Raw genomic sequence first — 20,246 nt, forward strand, 5'->3', positions numbered from 1 at the left:
TAAGAGAATGAAAGATGTAGAACGTGAGGTATTTGATGTTACATTTAACACAATACTAGATGGAATCATTGTTACTGACAAATGGGGAGCAATTATTCAAGTCAACGATGGATTTTCTACTCTTTTTGGCTGGTCAAAAAATATGGTGCTTGGTAAAACTGTGATGGATCTTCAAATGATTCCAGAACAAGTAATTGCTGATTATAAAGCATTAGTAGACAGAGCTCATCTCGGTGAGAAGATTAACTGCTACTCTATGAAACAGAGAACAAAAGCAAGTCAGCTCATAGATATTACATTATCTATCACTCCTATATATAACCATGAAGGACAGCTGTCTTATATAACTATGATTTTAAGAGACGTGTCTGAAACACTCAACTTGCAGGATGAACTCATTCACATTACAGAGAAGTATAAATCCTTGTTTCGCTATCAACCTAATATGATCTTTTTATTAACTACTGATTTCGAATGGATGGATTTTAATGATCAAGTGGTAACGAACACAGGAATAAAGAGGAGTCAGATAACCAAGTCGAATTTCATTACATATTTTCATAAAGATGACCATGAGGAGATTATAAATAGTCTTAACAAAGCAATTGAGGGCGGGCATACTGAAACACTTTCACTTTTGAAGCATATAGATGGGGGATACCAGACCGTTCGTATGTCCTTTTTTCCGTGTAATTCTAAAGGTCAAGTAAACGGGGTGTTTGTGGTTGCAAATGATGAATCAGAACAGCAAACAGCAAAGGACAAGCTTAGAAACGCTCAAACTGAGCTAGAAATGATTTATCACAATACAACAGATGGTATTTTTTCGATGGGGCATGATGGAGGTGTGCTTGATGTAAATAAGCCTTTTACTAAAATGCTCGGTTGGGAGCTTAAAGAGATTAGGAATCCTGCAGAAAATCTAATTCCACAAGAAGAATTGAAATTTGAAATAAGATCAAAACTCTTAAAAAATGAAGCTGTGATTAACAAGGAAGTAAAAAGAATCCATAAAAATGGTGAAATCAAAACGATCCTCGCATCATATCAACCAGTACAGCATGATGAAATCTTTGCAGTAGGTGTTTATAAGGATATTACAAATGAAGCTCATTTAAGACAGCAATTAAAGCTAAGTGCTGAACACTATAAATCACTTTTCTATCATAATTATGATTGCGTCTATACGTTAGATATTAATGGGGGATTTCTAGAATGCAATCCAGCAACTGAAAAAGTAACAGGTTATACTGTTGAAGAATTCCTTACTGTTCCGTTTGAGTCTATTATTGCGATAGAAGATCTTGAAAAGGTTAACCAAACATTTGCACAGGCAGTTAATGGAATTTCCAAAAGTTATGAATGTACAATTGTGACGAAGAGTCGAAAGAGGCGTACAATCAATGTAACCAATGTGCCGATGATTATCGATGGTCAGGTAAAGGGTGTATTTGGAATTGCCAAAGATATCACAGATCAGCGAAAGCGTGAAAGAGAAATTCATGAAATGGCATACTACGACCAATTAACAAAGCTAGCGAATCGTTCCTTATTTACCGATCGATTAAATCAAGCGTGGCAACGGGTTAGAAAAGAACGGACATTAATGGCCCTACTATATCTTGATCTGGACGGATTTAAGCTTGTTAATGATTCATTAGGGCATGATGTTGGTGATCAATTGTTAATTGATGTTTCAGAAAGGATCAAACAAGTAGTACCGGATACAGCTACATTTGCTCGTAAAGGTGGTGATGAGTTTGCGGTGCTACTGCCAACAATTAAGCACACTGCAGAAGCGCTTCGTTGTGCCAAAGAAATCCTAGAAGCATTAAAAATACCGTTTATTTTTCAAGAATTTGAATTTCATATTACGACAAGTATCGGAATTACCTATTATAGCGGCGACCCGGATGTGTCGACCCAGACTCTAGTGAAACAAGCTGATTGGGCAATGTATCATGTGAAGGATCATAATAAAAACGGATATGCGATTTACAATGAGCAGATGAACAAGAAAGCCCTCAGAAGAGTGGTTTTAGAGACGAATCTAAGAGAGGCTATTGCAAATGAAGACTTTTTCTTAGAGTATCAACCAATTATTGAACTTTCTACCGGAAGTATTGTCGGGATGGAAGTATTGGTTAGGTGGGATCATGCTAGCTTAGGAACAATTTCTCCGGGTGAATTTATTCCATTAGCAGAAGAAACAGGACTTATTATCCCATTAGGTGAGTGGATTTTACGCGAAGCATGCCTGCAGACGAAGCGGTGGCAATTGCAGGGCTTACAATCACTAAGGGTATCTATTAATGTATCGGTTAGACAACTTCAGCAACAGGGTAGATTTGTTGATAGTGTAAAACGAATACTTGATGAAGTCGAGCTTGAGACAAAATGGATTGACTTTGAAATTACTGAGACTGCATTAATGAAAAATGAAGAGGAAATGATTGGAGTCCTAAATGAAATTAAATCGTTAGGTATCAATATCTCTATTGATGATTTCGGTACAGGCTATTCGTCAATGTATCATTTGAAGAGTTTTTCAGTTGATACGTTAAAAATTGATTGTTCCTTCATTGGAGAGATGCATACAAATCCAAAAAGTAAAGCAATAGTGACGTCGATCATTAAACTAGCCCAGGCATTAAACCTCAAGACGATTGCAGAAGGGGTAGAGGTAGGGGATCAACTGCGGTTATTAAGTAGTGAAAAAGCAAATGCAATACAAGGCTATTATTTTAGTCCCCCAGTGTCATCAAAAGAATTCGAAAACTACTTGCTTGAAGGCTATATGTTTCAATTGAATCAGAAGGAAAGGGTCTAACCTAGAGTTAGGCCTTTTTCTTTTGAGACTGGATGTGCATAAGGCATTAGAGCTACTAAGTCATTAAAATTTGACCGAAGTCTTGAATAACTGTAGAAATATCCTTCTTTTATCGATATGCATGAATTGTCCTTGTTGTGAATAGCAATAAACAAAGGAAAGAGACAAGGCTTACTACGTTTAAATGAAAAAGATAAAAAAGGAGGTTTTTAAATGATTGAAGCGATTCTTACATTCTTTACGAGTGAACAAAAAGCTCAATCGATTGTATCAGATCCTATGATTGAATTGATTTTTATGGTGCTGTTTGTAACATTTATCGTTGCTACCTTCGTCCATTTTAGTTTATACCTTAAACTAAGAAGGATAAGAAATTATATAAGTGAGACAAATTCCTTAGAGATCGCTCCTGTTAATACGTTTCAAGGAGAATTCGAATATAAAAACAAAGAAGAATCAGTAAAGGTAGAGACTTTTGTTCAGAAGAAATTTTCGAGCTGGCGTGTCTTTAATATTCCAGTGGTGAGTTTGATTAAGATGATTCAAATGACGGTCTCTATTTTCATATTAGTTGGGGTTCTAGGAACGTTTATAGGACTTGCTATGTCGCTTGGAAGTATTACTACAGCAGGTGACCAGCTTGTTGAAAATGTTGCTCTAGTACTAGCTGGTATTGATGTCGCATTTTATACAAGTATTGCTGGTATGGGACTATCGCTATTAATGACGGTCATCACCAGAATTGCAAATACTGAGTATTTATTAACAGATATTATGTTAAAGACTGAATCCTATTTAGAGGAAAATGAGCAAGATGCAATGGCTCGTCTAATTACTGTGTCTGAAACGATTAATTCTTCAATCAACGAGTTAAGAGAGACAAATCAAGAATCATTACAGAGTATCGTCCAATCGTTTCATGGTTTCCAGGAATATACGGTTGGTTTACAGCAGTCAGCGAAGGATTTAGCTGCATTTAATGAAGGTTTATCTGAAAATTTAAAGGATTTCACCGTCCTCATTCATAGTGTAAAAGAAGTAACAGATGGTTTTGATAAGGGAGTCACGAAGCTAAATAAGAATTTTGATCAATTATTTTCTTATTTTTATAAAATGGATCAAAGAAATGAACGAATGACGAGTGCGTTTACCGAAACCTATAAAAAAATCGATGAGCTCTCTACATCACAAATTGAATCGATGAATCAGTTTCAAGAATCAGTTGTTGATTTAAAGGATTATTTTTCAGTAATCACTACAAAACAAGAATCCATTCATCATGCATTTGAGAGAATGATTGGTCAGAGTGATCAACTTGCTAGAATGATGAAGGAGAACAATCAGCAATTTGAAAGAATATTGGGTAGTGATGTGAGCTCTAAGTTAACAGGAATCAACCAGTATTTAGGCGAAATGAAGAATGATTTTCACAAGCTAGGACACGCAATTGGAAGGCTACCAGATGAATTAGAAACGATTAACAGAACTCAGGGGGACTACAAACAGCTTCTTACAAATCGTTTTGATGAGCTGAAGCAATACAATCAAGATTTCTACAATCATTTAAGCAGTCATTCAGCTAACAATCAAGCGAATGAGAAATGGATGAGTGATGCATCTAGGCAATTTGAACAACAAGGGGCAAAGAATCAACAATTACTAAGCGACATTAATCGCACGGTCATACAGATGTCTGATTCATTTACTTCTAGAGAACATAATTTAGAATCAAATGTTACTATTCTGAAGGAGTCATTATCTAGATATGTTACTGCGGTAGAAGGAACGCTTGGTGAAAAGTTAGAGAAGGTTAGTCGATTCTTCGCTGAATATGTTAATGATAGTAATGAGGCTATAAAAAAAGAATTTAAACAAATAAGTGAGATGGAAATAGAGAATCAAACGAGAAGTGCACGACAATTACAGCAAACGATTCAAGAGCTAGGTTATGAGATTCAGCAACTCCACCGACAGCTTCAACTCGTGCAAGAAGCATCAAATCAAGCTAGTCGAATAAGGGTTGGTACTAATGATTAGGAAATATCAACGTTTGTTCCATCGAGAAGAGGAGGAAAGTCACTTTTGGCCATCATTCACTGATTTATTAACAGCGATTCTTCTTTGTTTTATACTGATCTTCATTGTGATGATGGTAATTAAATCATTTCAAATTGAAGAGATGAAGCGAACAATTGATCAGATTATGGGTGTTCGAGTGAACATCATTGAGGATCTGAATGAAGAATTTAGTGGCTCTGATTTAAGTATTGAAATTGATGAAAAAACAGGTGCATTAATTTTTAATACAGATATTTTGTTTGAATTTGATGCGGCAGTATTAAAACCTGAGGCATTTGAATTTTTAGATGAATTTGTCCCTGCCTATTTAGATGTATTGCTAGAGAATGGGTATGAAGAGTATATTTCAGAAATAATCATTGAAGGCCATGCAGATAATAATGGTAGCTATTTGTATAATCTTGAGCTGTCACAACAAAGAGCGTTCAGTGTAGCAGAGTATATATTAAGTGAGGATTTCCCTTACAAGAATATACAGGAGCACCTAAAGGACAAATTAACGGTTAACGGTCGATCGTATACAGAAGGGCGAGTAGATGAAGAAGGGAATTATAGTCCAAACGCATCCAGACGAGTCGAATTTAAATTTCGCTTAAAGGATGAAGAGATCCTTGAGAAAACTAGGGAATTATTAGGGGAGACGACGAATGAATAAATTCTGGAGAGACTTTTTAAAATATTTCCTTTAGGGTAATCTACACACTAAGGGGGTGTAATGGCTAGTGAAGAAAAAAGAAACTGAAGCAGAATATGCAAATAAGAAAATTGATGAATTTTTCAATGGAGATAGTAAGGTAAAGAGACTTGATCTAGATCCTTTAGTGAATAACAATAATATTTCACTTGTTGTAAAAGATTTAGATGCAGAAGATGACCATCTCTAAGTGAAAAATATAAAAAAGTAAATGCCTGTCATTTTTGGTTTCAAGAATGACAGGTAATAATAATAGAACGGGGTTGAGTTATATACAATTATAGTTATTAGCGACAAAACAACTATAATTATTTTTTTTGCAAATCTTTTTCATTTCAGTAGCTACACTAACAATCTCGTGAGCAGAGGAATAGCTATATCCTTGGTTAGTGACAATAGCAATTGAAATCGAAACGAGAGGAATGTTTTCTTTTATTCCGAAGCGATTCTCGGTTATTACGTATCCCTGGTTCCAATGCTCCTCAGAGTAGAATTGTTGAATAGCTAGATCAAACTCGTGAATAATTTGATTGGCCGATTCTGTATATTCATCTTGCTTCAATATACCGACAAAATCATCTCCACCAATATGACCAACAAAATGGTGTGGAAGACAATTCTGTAATATGCGGGCAGTTTCTAAGATGAGTTTGTCCCCATTTTTAAAGCCGTATGTATCGTTATATGCCTTAAAGTTATCTAGGTCGATATAGAGAACACAAAAATGATCGGCATTGATTAACTTTGAGAGTTCTAAATCAATTAAGTTATTACCAGGTAGACCTGTAAGTGGACTTAAAAATCTTGCGGCTTCTTTTTGAATGTCGGCAAAGGTTAAAAGTAATTTTTGAATACTCACAACACCTATATATTTGTCTTCCTTTGTTACAATGACATAATCGTAAAGTTCTTCCTCAGGGCGTTCCATAGCTTTTTGGCTTACCTCGACGATAGGTTGCGTACAGTCAACGATAAAAGGGAATTTATTCATGACAAGTTCAATAGCTCTTCCCATGTATAAATTATAGCCGTAAAGACCACCAATTTTTTGATAGAAACGTGATCTCATTACAAGGGCAACAGGCATATCTTCCTCTATAACTACGATGCCTTGTAATTTAGGATTGTCTTTAAAAATCAAATGCACTTCCTGACTGTGCGTTTTAGGATCTACCCAAGGTACTTGTTCGCAAATTTCCTCGATGTATGTAGTCATATATAACCCCACTCCTGAAAACAGTACCAGCTGTTCTTGTTTCACCTATTGGAGGTGTTGTTTCGGCTTGCCAATTGCATAGCCTTGTCCAATATGAACGCCATGCTCCTTTAAAAATACTAACTCTTCATTTCTTTCGATTCCCTCTGCAACAAGCTTTGTCTGTGATTTCGTTGAAAACTCAGTTAACATTTTGACAAGCTGTTGTTTTGTTAGGTCTTGATCAATATTTTGAATGAGCATTTTATCTAATTTGATAAATTCTGGCTTTAAATATACAAGCGTAATTAAACTATTGTATCCGGAACCTACATCGTCAAGGGCGAATCTAAATCCATGTAAACGATATTGAGAAAGTACTTTCTCGAATTCCTTGTATTCTTCGATTGACGTCTTTTCAGAAATTTCAAAAACGACCCTAGAAGTCGGGATTTGATATTTGTTGAATAGCTGTATTGTAGACATTAGTGTATCAACCGAATTTTTCAGTAGTTTAGGATGAACATTCAAAAAGATACTGGATTCCATTTCTTCTCTACCTTGCTGATCTTGTATAGAGGAAGAATAACGTTCTAATGAAAGAGTACGGCAAATTTCCTCGACCCTATAAATCAAGTCGCTTTGACCAACAAAATCGTAGAAATTTTCGGTGGAAGGAAACGATTGTGATATAGGAGGTCGATTAAAAACTTCATAGCCAATCTTTTTTCCCGTATCTAGCTCGACAAGTGGCTGGAAATAAGTTGTAAAGGATTTCGTATCCATAACTGAATGAAGTTCTTTGAGTTTATTAAACTCGTTGTTCGATGCCCTCTTTCTTATAGAAAGATAACGAAGATATGAACAGAGTGGCTTCTCGCGAATAAATGAGAGATTTGGTTGCATTATGTACTCCTTTTATGACGATATGTGTAGAGATCTCTCTAAACAAAACTATAACAGTGATATGTTAAATACTAGTAAACTTATTGTAAAATTTTGTTTAACAATTTTATGAGGAGTTAAAAAAAGAACTACTGAAATTCAATAAAAACGTTTGCACATTAATTGCACAAAATGTTGCACAATTAAATTGTTATTCTTATGAATAGGCACTAGATTCATAAAAAAAATTAGTATATAATCAAAAATATAATGTAAGCGTTATCTGAAAACGATTGCATATATTAATATCAAGGGGGAATGAAAGAATGCATAGTCGAAAGAGATTTTTAGCTTTATTGATGGTGTTCACGCTTATTTTTTCTCTATTTGTGCAACCGATTGCTCAAATTGCCGATGCGGCAGAGGGGGAGCAAGTATATGACAGTGTTGTTTTAAGAGGAAGTGCTGATTCACTTGATTGGTCTAGTGATAATAATCCTTTAGTATATGACACTGAAGAGAAAAGGTGGATCAGTGAACCGATCTCGCTACAAGGAGGGGAAGCAGTAGAATTTAAGTTCGTGATGGATGGAACCTGGTTGGAAGGAGAGAACTTAACTTTCACCCCTCCTCAGGATGGAGAGTATTACTTTTTCTTTGATCCTAGTAACGAGCGTGCAGTTGATGTTCGCTTTGATTCTACGAAATATTCAGGAAGACTTACGTTAGAAGTCACCCTTCCTGAAGAAACGCCTGGTTGGATCACACCGACAGTTGCGTCTAGTTTAAACGGCTTTAACTATACAGTAACACCAATGAATAAAACTGAAGATGGTAAATGGCGTATTGAGTTAGCTGGTGAAGCTGGCGATACAATTACATACTTGTACGCTTTAGGTGATAAAAAATTTGCTGAAGCGGTTTCTGACAATCGTCAAGCGGAATTTACAGCTGAAGGAACACTTTATGAAGATACAGTAGTTGAATGGAAAGCGATTCCAGTTGCAAAAAATGTATCTCATGATTTTCAATATGCACCGTCAATTCCAAGTAGTGCAGATGAAGTAACGATCACAACGACAGTTCAGCATTACGGTCCAATAACGAATGGAGGAATCTACTATACTATTGATGGCTCCTCTCCGGAAGGACAAAGAGGAGAAGCGACTGTTGGTTCGTTTGCACCGATGGAAGTGTCATCTTCTGAGGATCAGAATGGCCTTTTCACCACGATTTTTACTGGGGTGATTCCAGCACAAGCTAATGAAACACCAGTAAAGTACAAGGTTGATGTTTGGGACGAGGCTGGTGCGAACTCGCAATTTGCTGATACGAATAGTCAAACAGCAGCTGAAGCAACAGAATTCGCATATTATGTAGATGCATTTGCAACCCCTGACTGGGCGAAGAATGCTACGATTTATCATATATTCGTTGATCGGTTTAAAGATGGGAATACTGAAAATAATTATGATGTTAATACAAGTCTTCCGGTAGAGGAACGCTTAAAAGGCTGGATGGGTGGCGACCTTGAAGGTGTCATTCAAGAGTTAGATTACCTTGATGAACTAGGTGTAGATACATTATGGCTTTCGCCAGTATTTGAGGGTCCGTATTCACATGGTTATCACCCTGCTGATTTCAAAAACATTGATCAGAATTTTGGAACGATCGAATTAATGAAAGAGTTAATTGATCAAGCACATGCGAAAGGGTTTAAGGTTATTTATGATTTTGTACCGAATCATACTTCTGAACACCATCCTTACTTCCAAGAAGCAAAAAAGGATCAAGGAAGTGAGTATTTTGATTGGTACACATTTACAAATTGGCCGACAGAATATAACGCATTTCAAGGAATCGGTGAATTGCCAGAACTTAATAATGATCATCCAGAAACACGTGAGTACATTCTAAACGACGTCGTTCCATTCTGGTTGGAGGAATTAAACTTCGATGGATTCCGATTAGATTATGCCAAAGGACCAAGCTATAGCTACTGGGTAGACTTCAGACATGCTGTTAAACAGTTGGACGAGGATGCCTATATCTTTGGTGAAGTGTGGGATAGTCGTGAGAAAATTAATTCATACGCAGGAAAGTTAGATGGTGCTGTTGACTTTGGATTCCATGACACTGCTAAAAGTGTTTTTGCAAATGACGGTTCATTCCGTGATTTAAATAACTTGATTATAGAAAATGCTAGCACGTATCACTCTGAATATATTATGACGTCATTCCTTGATAATCATGATGTACCTCGATTTCTTCATGCAGCTGAAAATGATGTTGAAAAATTAAAGTTAGCATCTGTTGCTCAATTTACATTACCAGGATCACCAGTGATTTATTACGGGACAGAGGTTGGTTTGTCGCAATCACAGGATCACTCGAACTATACCGAGTGGGCGGATCGTTGGTACAGAGAAATGATGCTATGGGAAGACGGAGAGCAAGATTTAGATCTTCTTCAGCATTACAAAGATATTATTGAAATGAGAAATGATCATAGTACATTACGTAATGGTGTATACAAGGACATACTAGTTGAACAAGATGTGATGGCATATGAACGTTCTGATAAAAATGGCACCTATCTTGTTGTGTTAAACAAATCTAGTGAAACAAAAACTTTCGATCTGGCAGAATTATATAACCGTTCTTCCGCCGAGTCTGTTAAGTTAACGAATCTATTAACGGATGTTGAACATGGTGCAGAAGACGGTAAAGTAGGAATTACAATAGATAGTAATGCTTTTGCTGTCTATCAATTAAATGGGGAATTTGGAGAACCGAGTGTAGTAGACCCCGGAGAAATTCCTGAAAATACATTACGCGTTCATTATGAAAGAGCAGACAATAATTTTGAAACGATTGGTCTATGGCTGTGGGATGATGTAGCAACGCCATCAACAAATTGGTCATCTGGAGCGACTCCATTTAATAAGGAGCAAACGGATGATTACGGTGCGTACGTAGATGTCGAATTAATAGAAGACCCGGGTAAAGTCGGTTTTCTTCTTGTTGATCGAGTTAGTGGAGAAAAGGAAGGCGGGGATAAGGCTGTTGATTTGTCTTCAGGAATAAATGAAATTTGGATTAAACAAGGATCAGATGAAGTATTCACGTATGAGCCTGTTGATCTACCTGAAAACACAGTGAGAATTCATTACGATAGAGATGATAATGCTTTTAACGATCTTGGTGTGTGGGTTTGGGAAGATGTCGTAGCACCTTCCGAGAATTGGCCAATGGGTGCCATTCCCTTTAATGAGGAACAAATGGATCGTTACGGAGCATATGTTGATGTCGAATTAACAGAGGGAGCAGAAAAATTAGGCTTTCTCCTCGTAAATAGAGCTACTGGTGAAAATATTGACGGTGATAAGAGTTTTTCTTTGCTAGATCGCTACAATCGATTATGGATTAAAGAGGGGGATGATACTGTTTATACATCACCAGCCTGGGAAGTACCGATTGCATTGCAAACAGGTGAATTGCTGTCTACTTCTAAAATCCGTCTTGGTTTTACAATGACTGAGGGATTAAATGAGGAAGAATTAGTCGACTTGATTCAGATTACTGACAAAGATAGCAAAGCTGTAAATGTCGAAGCTGCCTCCATTACAGGAGACAAAACCGTTGAAGTGACGGCGGCTTTTGAAACAAATAAAGCCCCTTATCTTGTAACATTTGGCGGAAAAACCGTTACGGCAAAGGCTGGATGGAGAATGCTTGACGAAATGTATCAATATGATGGTGACGATCTTGGTGCTACTTATCACGAGGACGGTCATGTGTCATTAAAGCTATGGGCACCAGTAGCGAGTGAGGTTGTAGTTAATTTCTATGACAAAGCTGATCCAACGACTGAGATAGGTGTACGTAATTTAACTAAAGGTGAACATGGGGTTTGGTCCGTTGATATAACTTCTAAAGATTTGGATGTTAAAGATCTACGGGGCTACTATTATCAATATGAAGTAACAAATAACGGAGAGACGAAAAAGGTATTAGACCCTTATGCTAAATCGATGGCTCCTTTCACAGTTAGCTCCTCAGGAGAAACTGGTGAAGACGGAGATAGTGTTGGTAAAGCGGCAATTGTAGATTTAGCTGAAACAAATCCAGAAGGGTTTGATTTTGCAAACATTGAAGGCTATGAGCAAAGAGAAGATGCGATTATTTGGGAAGTTCATGTAAGAGATTTCACTTCAGATCCTAGTATTGAAGAAGATTTAGGAGAGAGATGGGGTACGTACAGAGCTTTCATTGATAAACTTGATTATATTAAATCTCTTGGAGTGACGCATGTTCAGCTATTGCCTGTTATGGCTTGGTACTACGGAAATGAAACAAACATGGGGGAAAGAGAATTAGAATATTCATCAGCAGATAATGACTATAACTGGGGCTATGACCCGCATAATTATTTCACTCCAGACGGTGCGTATTCTGAGAATCCAGAAGATGCAGAACTAAGAATTAAAGAACTGAAAGAACTTATTGACGCAATCCATGATGCTGGTATGGGTGTTGTTCTTGATAATGTTTACACACATATGGCTTCGTCAAGCCTACTAGAGGACATCGTACCAGATTACTACTTCTGGAAAAATGCGAACGGAAACTTTGTAGGTGGATTCGGTAATAATCTTGCTACAAATCACAAGATGGCAGAAAAATTAATGATTGATTCAGTTAAGTATTGGTTTGAGGAATTTAAAATTGATGGAATGAGATGGGATATGATGGGAGATGGCACGTATGAAGCTGTACAAAATGCATACGATGCAGCTGCCGAAATTAATCCTAATGCATTATTCATAGGAGAGGGTTGGAGAACCTTTTCTGGACATCTTGCAGACCTTGAATTAGAAGGAAAGGGTGCTGACCAAGATTGGATGGATCAGACTGATAGTGTTGGGGTATTCTCAGATGAGCTAAGAAACGAACTGAAATCTGGATTTGGCTCAGAAGGTGAGCCGAGGTTTATCACAGGCGGTGCAAGAAACATTGATAGTATTTTTAACAACATCAAAGCACAGCCTTCAAATACACCTTCAGATGACCCGGGTGATATGGTTCAGTATATCGCTGCCCATGATAATCTACCATTGTATGATGTGATTGCACAATCGATCAAAAAGGATCCATCGGTAGCTGAAAATAATTTAGAAATTCATAAGCGTATTAGAATCGGAAATGCGATGGTGCTCACGTCACAAGGAACTGCTTTTATCCATGCAGGTCAAGAATATGGGAGAACGAAGCAGTGGAAAGGTGAAGGAGTTCCTGAACAGAAATATCATGAGTTAACTGACGAAGATGGAAATTCATTCGGATATTTCATTCATGATTCCTATGATTCTTCTGATGCAATTAATATGTTTGATTGGTCTAAAGCAACTGATGATAATTTGTATCCCGTAAATCATACAACTAGAGAATATACAGCGGGACTTATTAAATTAAGGAAATCGACAAATGCATTTAGATTAGGAACGATGGATTTAGTAAATACAAATGTTACTTTGATTGAAGCTCCTGAAATGAAAGAAACGGATTTAATTATTGGATTTAAGAATGTTTCAACAGATGAGACAGGAACCTACTATACATTTATTAATGCGGATAATGCACAAAGAACACTGACACTAGAGGAAGATTTAACTCAAGGTACGATTATTGTTGATAACGACGAAGCTGGAACTGTAGAAGTTTCGAGTAGATCAGGTGTCGAACTGACATCAAATAGTATTATAATCGAACCTTTGACAACTGTTGTTATAAAGGTTGGTGGACCCCCGACTACAGGAACGCCAGGTGAGCCAGAAACGCCAGAGACACCAGCACCAGAAACGCCAGGTGAGCCAGAAAGACCAGAGACACCAGCACCAGGAACGCCAGGTGAGCCAGAAAGACCAGAGACACCAGCACCAGGAACGCCAGGTGAATCAGAAACACCGGAAAATCCTAGTAGTCCTAATAAGCAAGAGGATTTGGTGACTGTTCAACCTGATATAACTGAAAACATTGCGAAGATAAAAAATGATTTTATTGAAAAAATGACAATGAATGGAACACTCGAATTAAACCTCACAGAAAATAATGAGGTAGAACAGGTTTTATTAACAAATGAACAAATCAAAGCATTGAAAGAGAAAAATGGTAAACTTGTACTGAAGAATAAACATGTTGAGTTGGCAATTCCGGTAGTGATCTTCCCTAACGAGGAAATTACGATTGAGTTAAAAAGACTAAAACAATTCAATAATGACATCAGTTCAGTTTATAATTTCACGATTTTTGTTGGAGATGATGGAGAAAAACTTTCTAGCTTTGAAGAGGGTATAGAACTTATATTTACTGTTGATACCACCGCGGTTAAGTCTCTAGACACCCTAAAAGTCTTTTATTTAAACGAAGAAACGAACAATTGGGAGGTTGTAGGTGGTAGCTATAAGGACGGAAAGGTCACTGCCACAACCACTCATTTTAGTACTTTTACTGTACTAGAAGCAGAGGAAGGATCTGAGGTTTTACCTAACACGGCGACGTCAACGTATAACGGGCTTTTATTTGGCTTGTTAATCCTAGTATTTGGTTTTGTCGTTGCACTTGTAAGTAACAGAAAAAAGAATATGCTCTAGACACATGAAGCCTTGTCCTATTTAAAATAGGATAAGGCTTTTTTGAAAAATTTGAGTAGATTCGGCTATAACTGTTTGACCAATACGAGTCAATATGATCAAATAAAACAAAAGGAGCTGAATTAATGAGTACTGAAATTGAACATGCTGTGCGTTCTTTGGAACGACTTAGGGAGCAAAGTCCTCTTGTACATAATATTACAAATGTTGTTGTAACAAACTTCACCGCTAATGGTTTATATGCATTAGGGGCATCACCTGTCATGGCTTATGCGAAAGAAGAAGTGGCGGATATGGCTAAAATAGCTGGTGCTCTTGTTTTGAATATTGGAACACTAACTTATGATGAAGTAGAGTCGATGCTAATTGCTGGTAAATCGGCAAATGAGCACGGAGTCCCGATTATTTTTGATCCGGTGGGTGCAGGAGCAACTCCATACCGTACGAAGACTGCTCGTCAGATAGTGAAGGAACTAGATATAGCTATAATTAGAGGAAATGCTGCAGAAATCGCAAATGTCATTGGTGAAACTTGGATGATTAAGGGCGTTGATGCTGGAGAAGGCTCTGGAGATCCAGTTGTATTAGCAAGAAACGCAGCGAAAGCGTTACAAACGACTATCGTTATCACTGGTAAAGAAGATGTGATTACCGATGGTGACACAACATACATCGTGCAAAATGGCCATCCGATTTTAACGAAGGTCACAGGGACGGGTTGTTTACTTAGTTCGGTTGTTGGTGCTTTTGCAGCAATTGAAAAAGACTTAGTCATGGCAAGCCTGTCTGCTCTAGTATCCTATGAGGTAGCTGCCGAAATTGCTGCAAGGAAATCTGAAGTAGAAGGACCGGGAAGCTTTCAAATTGAATTTTTAAATCAATTGTCCAAAGTCTCCTCTGAGGATGTCCGTAAATTAGGAAAAATCATTAAAGTCTAAGTGGAAAGTGAGAGGGGCAAAATCGTAAAAGATGATGTTCCTTTTCTCGTTCTATTGGAAACTAATTATAATAGACAATTTTCGACAATATCAACCTCTAGTTAAAATAGGAAAAAAGTAGTATGATATATGTACTGGATGAACTATTTAGGCTATTTGATAAGGAGGATGGACAAGTTGAACAACACGTCAGGAATGGACTACAAATACTGGTCCAAAAAAATCCTCGAATTTTATTGGTTGATAATTGCTATTACAATCTTTGGCCAGTTTATTGGGTTGTTATTAACGATTTATTTTTCTCTTAAAGATCCATGGGAATTTATCGGCATGAAGATCCTGTTGCCAACAAGTTTTCAATTGATCGTGATGTTGATATGTATTTACTTCACAACGATTAAGAAAATATATAGTCCAAAGTTACTGATGGTTACTGGAACATTGGTTGCTTTAGTTATTATCGTTATTCACGATTCTGTTCCAGGTCTACAAGTTCTGTTATTATTACCAATGTCTGTTGCACTAATCTTTTTCGAGAAAAAGAGTTTGCGATTTAGCTTCATCATTAATATTATTGCATTGATTAGTGTATATTTGCTTCCTTCAGTAAGAGCATCGGTTACTGAGTTCGAATTCTCATCCTATTTGCTAGGATTAGTAGCTGGATATGTAATTTTCCTAGCAATTTTGCAAAGAGGTCATGAGGTATTGAGAAATCTGCATCTAGCAAATGAAAAGGAAAAAGAGTTGATCGCGAAAAGTGCTATGATGGAAAGATTATCCAAGGTTGATGCTTTGACGGGGTTGTACAATCATAAGACGTTTTATGAATATTTGGAGGATCTTGTTGAGCAAAGTAAGGTGTATTCAATGCAGCTTCAGCTAGCTATCTTAGATATAGATAATTTCAAAGGAACTAACGACATGTTTGGGCATAATGTAGGTGATATAGTTCTTAGACGAGTGGCAGAAGCGATTGTTCAAAACGTGAGTGAAAACGATATTGTTGCACGTTATGGTGGCGAGGAATTTGCAATTATTCTAACAAATAAAAGCCTAGAAGAAGCGTATCAGGTTGTGGAACAAGCTCGTCAACATATTAGTACCATTTTACATAGTGAATTAAATGAGACTGCAGTTACGGTGAGTATTGGGTTAAAGAATTATCAACATCCTTTAACGAGGCTGTCTCTTTTTAAACAAGCAGATGCACTTCTGTACGAAGCGAAGAGGAGTGGAAAGAACAAAGTGGTATTTTCTAAATAAAACTTCTAAGAAGGTCCCATTCCTACTATCAGATGAGGCCACTGAAAAAGGTAAGGTTTTCACCTTTTTTAGTGGCCTTTAAGATACTGTAGGAATAGGACCTTTTTAATGTCTAAAAAAAGATTAACGAAGAGGTGCAAAATCTTTTATTTTTGCTAATATGTTTTCAATTTCTTCTAAAACATCTGACTTAAGTTCTACTTCAACTGCTTTTACATTTTCGATAATTTGTTCAGGGCGACTTGCTCCAATCAATGCAGAACTAACCCCTTTATGTCTGAGTACCCAGGCTAATGAGAGCTGTGCTAAAGAAAGATTGAGTTCTTTTGCTACATTGTCTAGTTCTTGGACACATGAAAGGACGTCGTCTCTTAAATAGCTGTTAATGACACCGTTAACATGATTGTTAGCGGCTCTACTGTTTTGTGGGATATTCTTTCCTGGTTTGTACTTTCCAGTTAATATTCCTTGAGCAAGTGGTGAAAATACGATTTGTCCGATTCCTTCAGAGTGGCTTACTTCCAATACTTCATTCTCAATATATCGTTCAAACATATTGTATATTGGTTGATTTGAAATAAGCGGATATAAGTTGTGTCGGTCTCTTATTCGAGCTGCCTCGGATATTTGCGATGAACTCCACTCGCTTACACCTGCATATAGAATTTTACCTTGGCGAGTAAGATCATCAAGAGTACGAAGTGTTTCTTCAGTAGGTGTCTGGTCATCATAGCGATGACAAAAATAAATATCTATATAGTCCACACCTAATCGTTTAAGGCTTGCATCGCATTGTTCAATAATGTGTTTTCTTGAAAGTCCTCGATCATTAGGACCTTCTCCCATCGGGAAAAATACTTTTGTTGAAAGAACGTAGCTTGACCTATTGTATGGTCTGAGAGCGGAACCCAAAGCTTCCTCACCAGCCCCATTATTGTAAGCGTTCGCTGTATCAAAGAAATTAATACCACTTTCAAAAGCTTGTTGAATACAAGCATCAGCAGCCGCTTGCTCAGAGGCTGTACCATATGTAAGCCAGCTACCTAGACCAATTTCACTTACATTAATACCGCTATTTCCTACACGTCTATATTTCAATTTACATGCACCATCCTTTAAGAATTAACTCTACACAAATTAATGAAATTAAACAACATAATATATTTCGAGAAATGGAAGTGGAATTCCTTGTTTCATTATCATAAAGCCAACAAAATAAAAAGGACAATTGAAAAAATCAATTGTCCTTTTGCTAATTAGGTATTATCTAATACGTTCATTTCCTAGAATTGGATCGCTATTCTGCTCGCCAAACCCATCCGTATCCTCATGATAGACCCGAATATAATTGTAATCGGTTCGATCAACAGGAGTGAAATGATCTGGTGTGTAGAACCTAAGCAAATCGCCATTTACAACCATATCCGAAAGTGCCAAGGTTTCTTGAACCTTATCTTGCAAGAGCTGAGCTTCCTCAAATCGATCTTCTTCTAACTCAATACCAGTCGTTGAGTCATAATAAATCCCCTCAGCTGACGTGATCGTTGGGCTAACAAAATCTCCATTTCTAAACGGAATCAGATCATTGTGCTTGTCTGATAATACATCGGTTCCGAAATGAACATAATCTTTTGTCTCCGCACCCAAGAGGTGAAGAAGAGTAGGGAGAAGGTCAATTTGTCCCATGTACTCCTCGTTCAAACCACCTTCCATACCCGGTACTCGAATAAATAGCGGTGTGCGTTGTAAACCTGCACTTTCAAAAGGTGTTACTTCTTTACCAATGACATCTGCCATTGCCTTATTGTGATTAGTGGAAATACCGTAATGATCCCCGTACATAATGATAATAGAATTATCATATAATCCAGCTTCTTTTAGATCATTGAAAAATTGTTCTAGAGCTTCATCTGCATATCTAGCAGTTTGAAAATAATTATTAACGGTTTTGCTTCCTGTCGTATGCTTGGCAATTGTTGCGTCTTCTTCATCAATCGTAAATGGATAATGATGTGTAACAGTAATGAAATTCGCATAAAACGGTTGCGGTAATGAATTCAAATAAGCTTTAGATTGCTCGAAAAATGGTTTATCCATTAATCCATAATCAGCCAAGTCTTCTGGATTCATCTCGTAGTAACTAGAATCGAAAAACTTATCATATCCTAGTGATTTATAAATCTCATTCCGGTTCCAAAACGTTCCATTGTTTCCGTGTAAAACAGCTGAAGTATAGCCTTGCTGACCAAGAATAGCTGGTGCAGCTTGATAGGTGTTCAGCCCTTTTGTTGTAAAGGCGGCACCTTGAGGGAGGCCATAAAGAGAATTAGCTACCATAAATTCAGCATCAGCCGTTTTTCCTTGTGCTGTTTGATGAAAGAAATTGTTAAAGTAAAGAGTGTTTTCTTCATTTGTTAACGAGTTTAAAAATGGTGTGACTTCCTCGCCGTGTAACTCATAATCAATTAAGAAGTTCTGAATCGACTCCATATGAACATAAATTACATTCATTCCTTTACCGATTCCGAAATAATCAGGATTAGGTTCAGCATAGTTTTTCTGAGTGAAGTCACGGACAATCGTGATGTCGTTACTATCAGCTAAAACTCTTTGGGAAGAAGCCTTTGTGCTTTCAACAGCATCATAAATCGTATAATTGTACATTCCTAAATATTTAACAATATAGGTGCGGTCAAAACCTCTTGTTAGTAATTCAGGTCGATCTTTTTCTGCAATTGCTAAGTTAATACCAGAAATACTTAAAGCAATCATAATTAAAGCAACTACTTTTATTCGAGTGATTCTCTTTATTTCTATTCTATTAGACTTCATTGAAAACAAAATAATAAGTAGAATCACATCCGCAAAAAAGAAAATATCCCATGGCTTTAGTAGTGTTGCAATACTACCACTTACATTTCCGAAATTCTGAGTCTGTGCCAATGTTGGTAACGTAATAAAGTCATTGAAAAATCGGTAGTAGAGTACATTTGCATACAATAGGAGGGACATAAGTAAACCTATAATGATAACTGACAAATACTGTTTACGTCCCTTAAAAAGCAACCCCAAACTTAAGAACAATAGTGAAGAGCCAAGGGGATTTAAGAATAAGAGAAATTGTTGAGTAGCATTGTCAATTCCTAACTCAAATTGGGTTAATTGAACAAAGTAGGTCTTCAACCATAGAAGACCTACTGCACAAAAAAAGAAAAACGCAAATGAAGTCGTGATCCTTTGATTTTTAATTAATTCAGTTTTCATATTATCTAACCATCCTTCTTAAAACGAACTTGAAAATAGTGAGCATTAAATTATTTACAAAAGCCTCACATAAATATTAAAAAGAGTTTACCATGACAAGCATCTAAAAGGAACCATTTTGGTACATATACTTCCAGAACTATGGTAAATCTGTGACAATATTAATCATTAAACGAACACCAGAAAATAAGGTTAACATAAATTAAGAAACCAAAACACAAACTGTTTAAAGATGATGTTAAGATTTAATAAAATTTATAGCATTATTGAAGGATACTCGATATTCCATATTAAGTAAATACCTATTTGAAATTTTTTTTAGAACAGATATTTCTTTATGAGAATGAATCCGTTTACACCATCTGGTAAAATATAGTAATCTGATAATAATGTAGAAGAATTACTTAGATGGGAAATTTTCTTTTGTTACTGCTGAACTGGA

General features: G+C 36.7%; 11 protein-coding genes. 7 read left to right on the top strand and 4 right to left on the bottom strand.

The features are described from left to right. Positions 1 to 7 precede the first annotated feature (7 nt). The 4 genes from J7W16_RS10545 to J7W16_RS10560 all read left to right on the top strand — a co-directional run bounded on the left by J7W16_RS10545 (position 8) and on the right by J7W16_RS10560 (position 5,793). The gene (locus tag J7W16_RS10545; RefSeq protein ID WP_210597280.1) at positions 8 to 2,830 is read left to right on the top strand and encodes a sensor domain-containing protein; all 2,823 of its coding nucleotides are present in this window, start codon (positions 8 to 10) and stop codon (positions 2,828 to 2,830) included. Positions 2,831 to 3,043: 213 nt separating this feature from the next. Next, positions 3,044 to 4,867, top strand: a complete 1,824-nt coding sequence (locus J7W16_RS10550) for a MotA/TolQ/ExbB proton channel family protein (protein ID WP_210597281.1) — start codon at positions 3,044 to 3,046, stop codon at positions 4,865 to 4,867. Continuing rightward, a complete protein-coding gene (locus tag J7W16_RS10555) occupies positions 4,860 to 5,564 on the top strand; it encodes an OmpA family protein (protein WP_210597282.1) in 705 nt (234 codons plus the stop codon). Before J7W16_RS10550 ends, J7W16_RS10555 begins: the two co-directional genes overlap by 8 nt. A gap of 67 nt (positions 5,565 to 5,631) precedes the next feature. Next, a complete protein-coding gene (locus J7W16_RS10560; protein WP_210597283.1) occupies positions 5,632 to 5,793 on the top strand; it encodes a hypothetical protein in 162 nt (53 codons plus the stop codon). A 78-nt stretch (positions 5,794 to 5,871) separates the two neighbouring features. Here the strand turns inward: J7W16_RS10560 and J7W16_RS10565 are convergent, their stop codons facing one another. Together J7W16_RS10565 and J7W16_RS10570 are read right to left on the bottom strand one after the other, a co-directional pair. Further along, a complete protein-coding gene (locus tag J7W16_RS10565; RefSeq protein WP_210597284.1) occupies positions 5,872 to 6,819 on the bottom strand; it encodes a GGDEF domain-containing protein in 948 nt (315 codons plus the stop codon). A gap of 45 nt (positions 6,820 to 6,864) precedes the next feature. Then, on the bottom strand, positions 6,865 to 7,704 hold the full coding sequence (locus tag J7W16_RS10570) for an EAL domain-containing protein (RefSeq protein WP_210597285.1): 840 nt from the start codon (positions 7,702 to 7,704) through the stop codon (positions 6,865 to 6,867). A gap of 305 nt (positions 7,705 to 8,009) precedes the next feature. Between J7W16_RS10570 and J7W16_RS10575 the strand changes: the two genes are divergently transcribed. The 3 genes from J7W16_RS10575 (at position 8,010) to J7W16_RS10585 (ending at position 16,540) form a co-directional block, all read left to right on the top strand. Continuing rightward, positions 8,010 to 14,336, top strand: coding sequence for a pullulanase (locus J7W16_RS10575; RefSeq protein ID WP_246879957.1), 6,327 nt, complete (start codon positions 8,010 to 8,012; stop codon positions 14,334 to 14,336). Positions 14,337 to 14,461: 125 nt separating this feature from the next. Further along, a complete protein-coding gene (thiM, locus tag J7W16_RS10580) occupies positions 14,462 to 15,274 on the top strand; it encodes a hydroxyethylthiazole kinase (protein ID WP_210597286.1) in 813 nt (270 codons plus the stop codon). Positions 15,275 to 15,451: 177 nt separating this feature from the next. Further along, the gene (locus tag J7W16_RS10585; protein ID WP_210597287.1) at positions 15,452 to 16,540 is read left to right on the top strand and encodes a GGDEF domain-containing protein; all 1,089 of its coding nucleotides are present in this window, start codon (positions 15,452 to 15,454) and stop codon (positions 16,538 to 16,540) included. A gap of 123 nt (positions 16,541 to 16,663) precedes the next feature. On the opposite strand, the gene J7W16_RS10590 is transcribed toward J7W16_RS10585, so the two are convergent. Then, positions 16,664 to 17,638, bottom strand: coding sequence for an aldo/keto reductase family protein (locus tag J7W16_RS10590; protein ID WP_210597288.1), 975 nt, complete (start codon positions 17,636 to 17,638; stop codon positions 16,664 to 16,666). A 165-nt stretch (positions 17,639 to 17,803) separates the two neighbouring features. Continuing rightward, complete coding sequence (ltaS, locus tag J7W16_RS10595) at positions 17,804 to 19,804, bottom strand: lipoteichoic acid synthase (RefSeq protein ID WP_210597289.1); 2,001 nt, start codon at positions 19,802 to 19,804, stop codon at positions 17,804 to 17,806. Between the last annotated feature and the right edge of the window lie 442 nt (positions 19,805 to 20,246).

It is taken from the genome of Halalkalibacter suaedae, from assembly GCF_017939705.1.
GTDB classification, from domain to species: Bacteria; Bacillota; Bacilli; order Bacillales; family Bacillaceae_D; genus Halalkalibacter; species Halalkalibacter suaedae.

Excerpts from the sequence above, each read along its gene's own strand:
- J7W16_RS10570 (WP_210597285.1), bottom strand. The coding sequence starts at position 7,704 with ATGCAACCAAATCTCTCATTTATTCGCGAGAAGCCACTCTGTTCATAT.
- J7W16_RS10565 (WP_210597284.1), bottom strand. The coding sequence starts at position 6,819 with ATGACTACATACATCGAGGAAATTTGCGAACAAGTACCTTGGGTAGAT.
- J7W16_RS10555 (WP_210597282.1), top strand. The coding sequence starts at position 4,860 with ATGATTAGGAAATATCAACGTTTGTTCCATCGAGAAGAGGAGGAAAGT.
- thiM (WP_210597286.1), top strand. The coding sequence starts at position 14,462 with ATGAGTACTGAAATTGAACATGCTGTGCGTTCTTTGGAACGACTTAGG.
- J7W16_RS10545 (WP_210597280.1), top strand. The coding sequence starts at position 8 with ATGAAAGATGTAGAACGTGAGGTATTTGATGTTACATTTAACACAATA.
- ltaS (WP_210597289.1), bottom strand. The coding sequence starts at position 19,804 with ATGAAAACTGAATTAATTAAAAATCAAAGGATCACGACTTCATTTGCG.
- J7W16_RS10550 (WP_210597281.1), top strand. The coding sequence starts at position 3,044 with ATGATTGAAGCGATTCTTACATTCTTTACGAGTGAACAAAAAGCTCAA.
- J7W16_RS10575 (WP_246879957.1), top strand. The coding sequence starts at position 8,010 with ATGCATAGTCGAAAGAGATTTTTAGCTTTATTGATGGTGTTCACGCTT.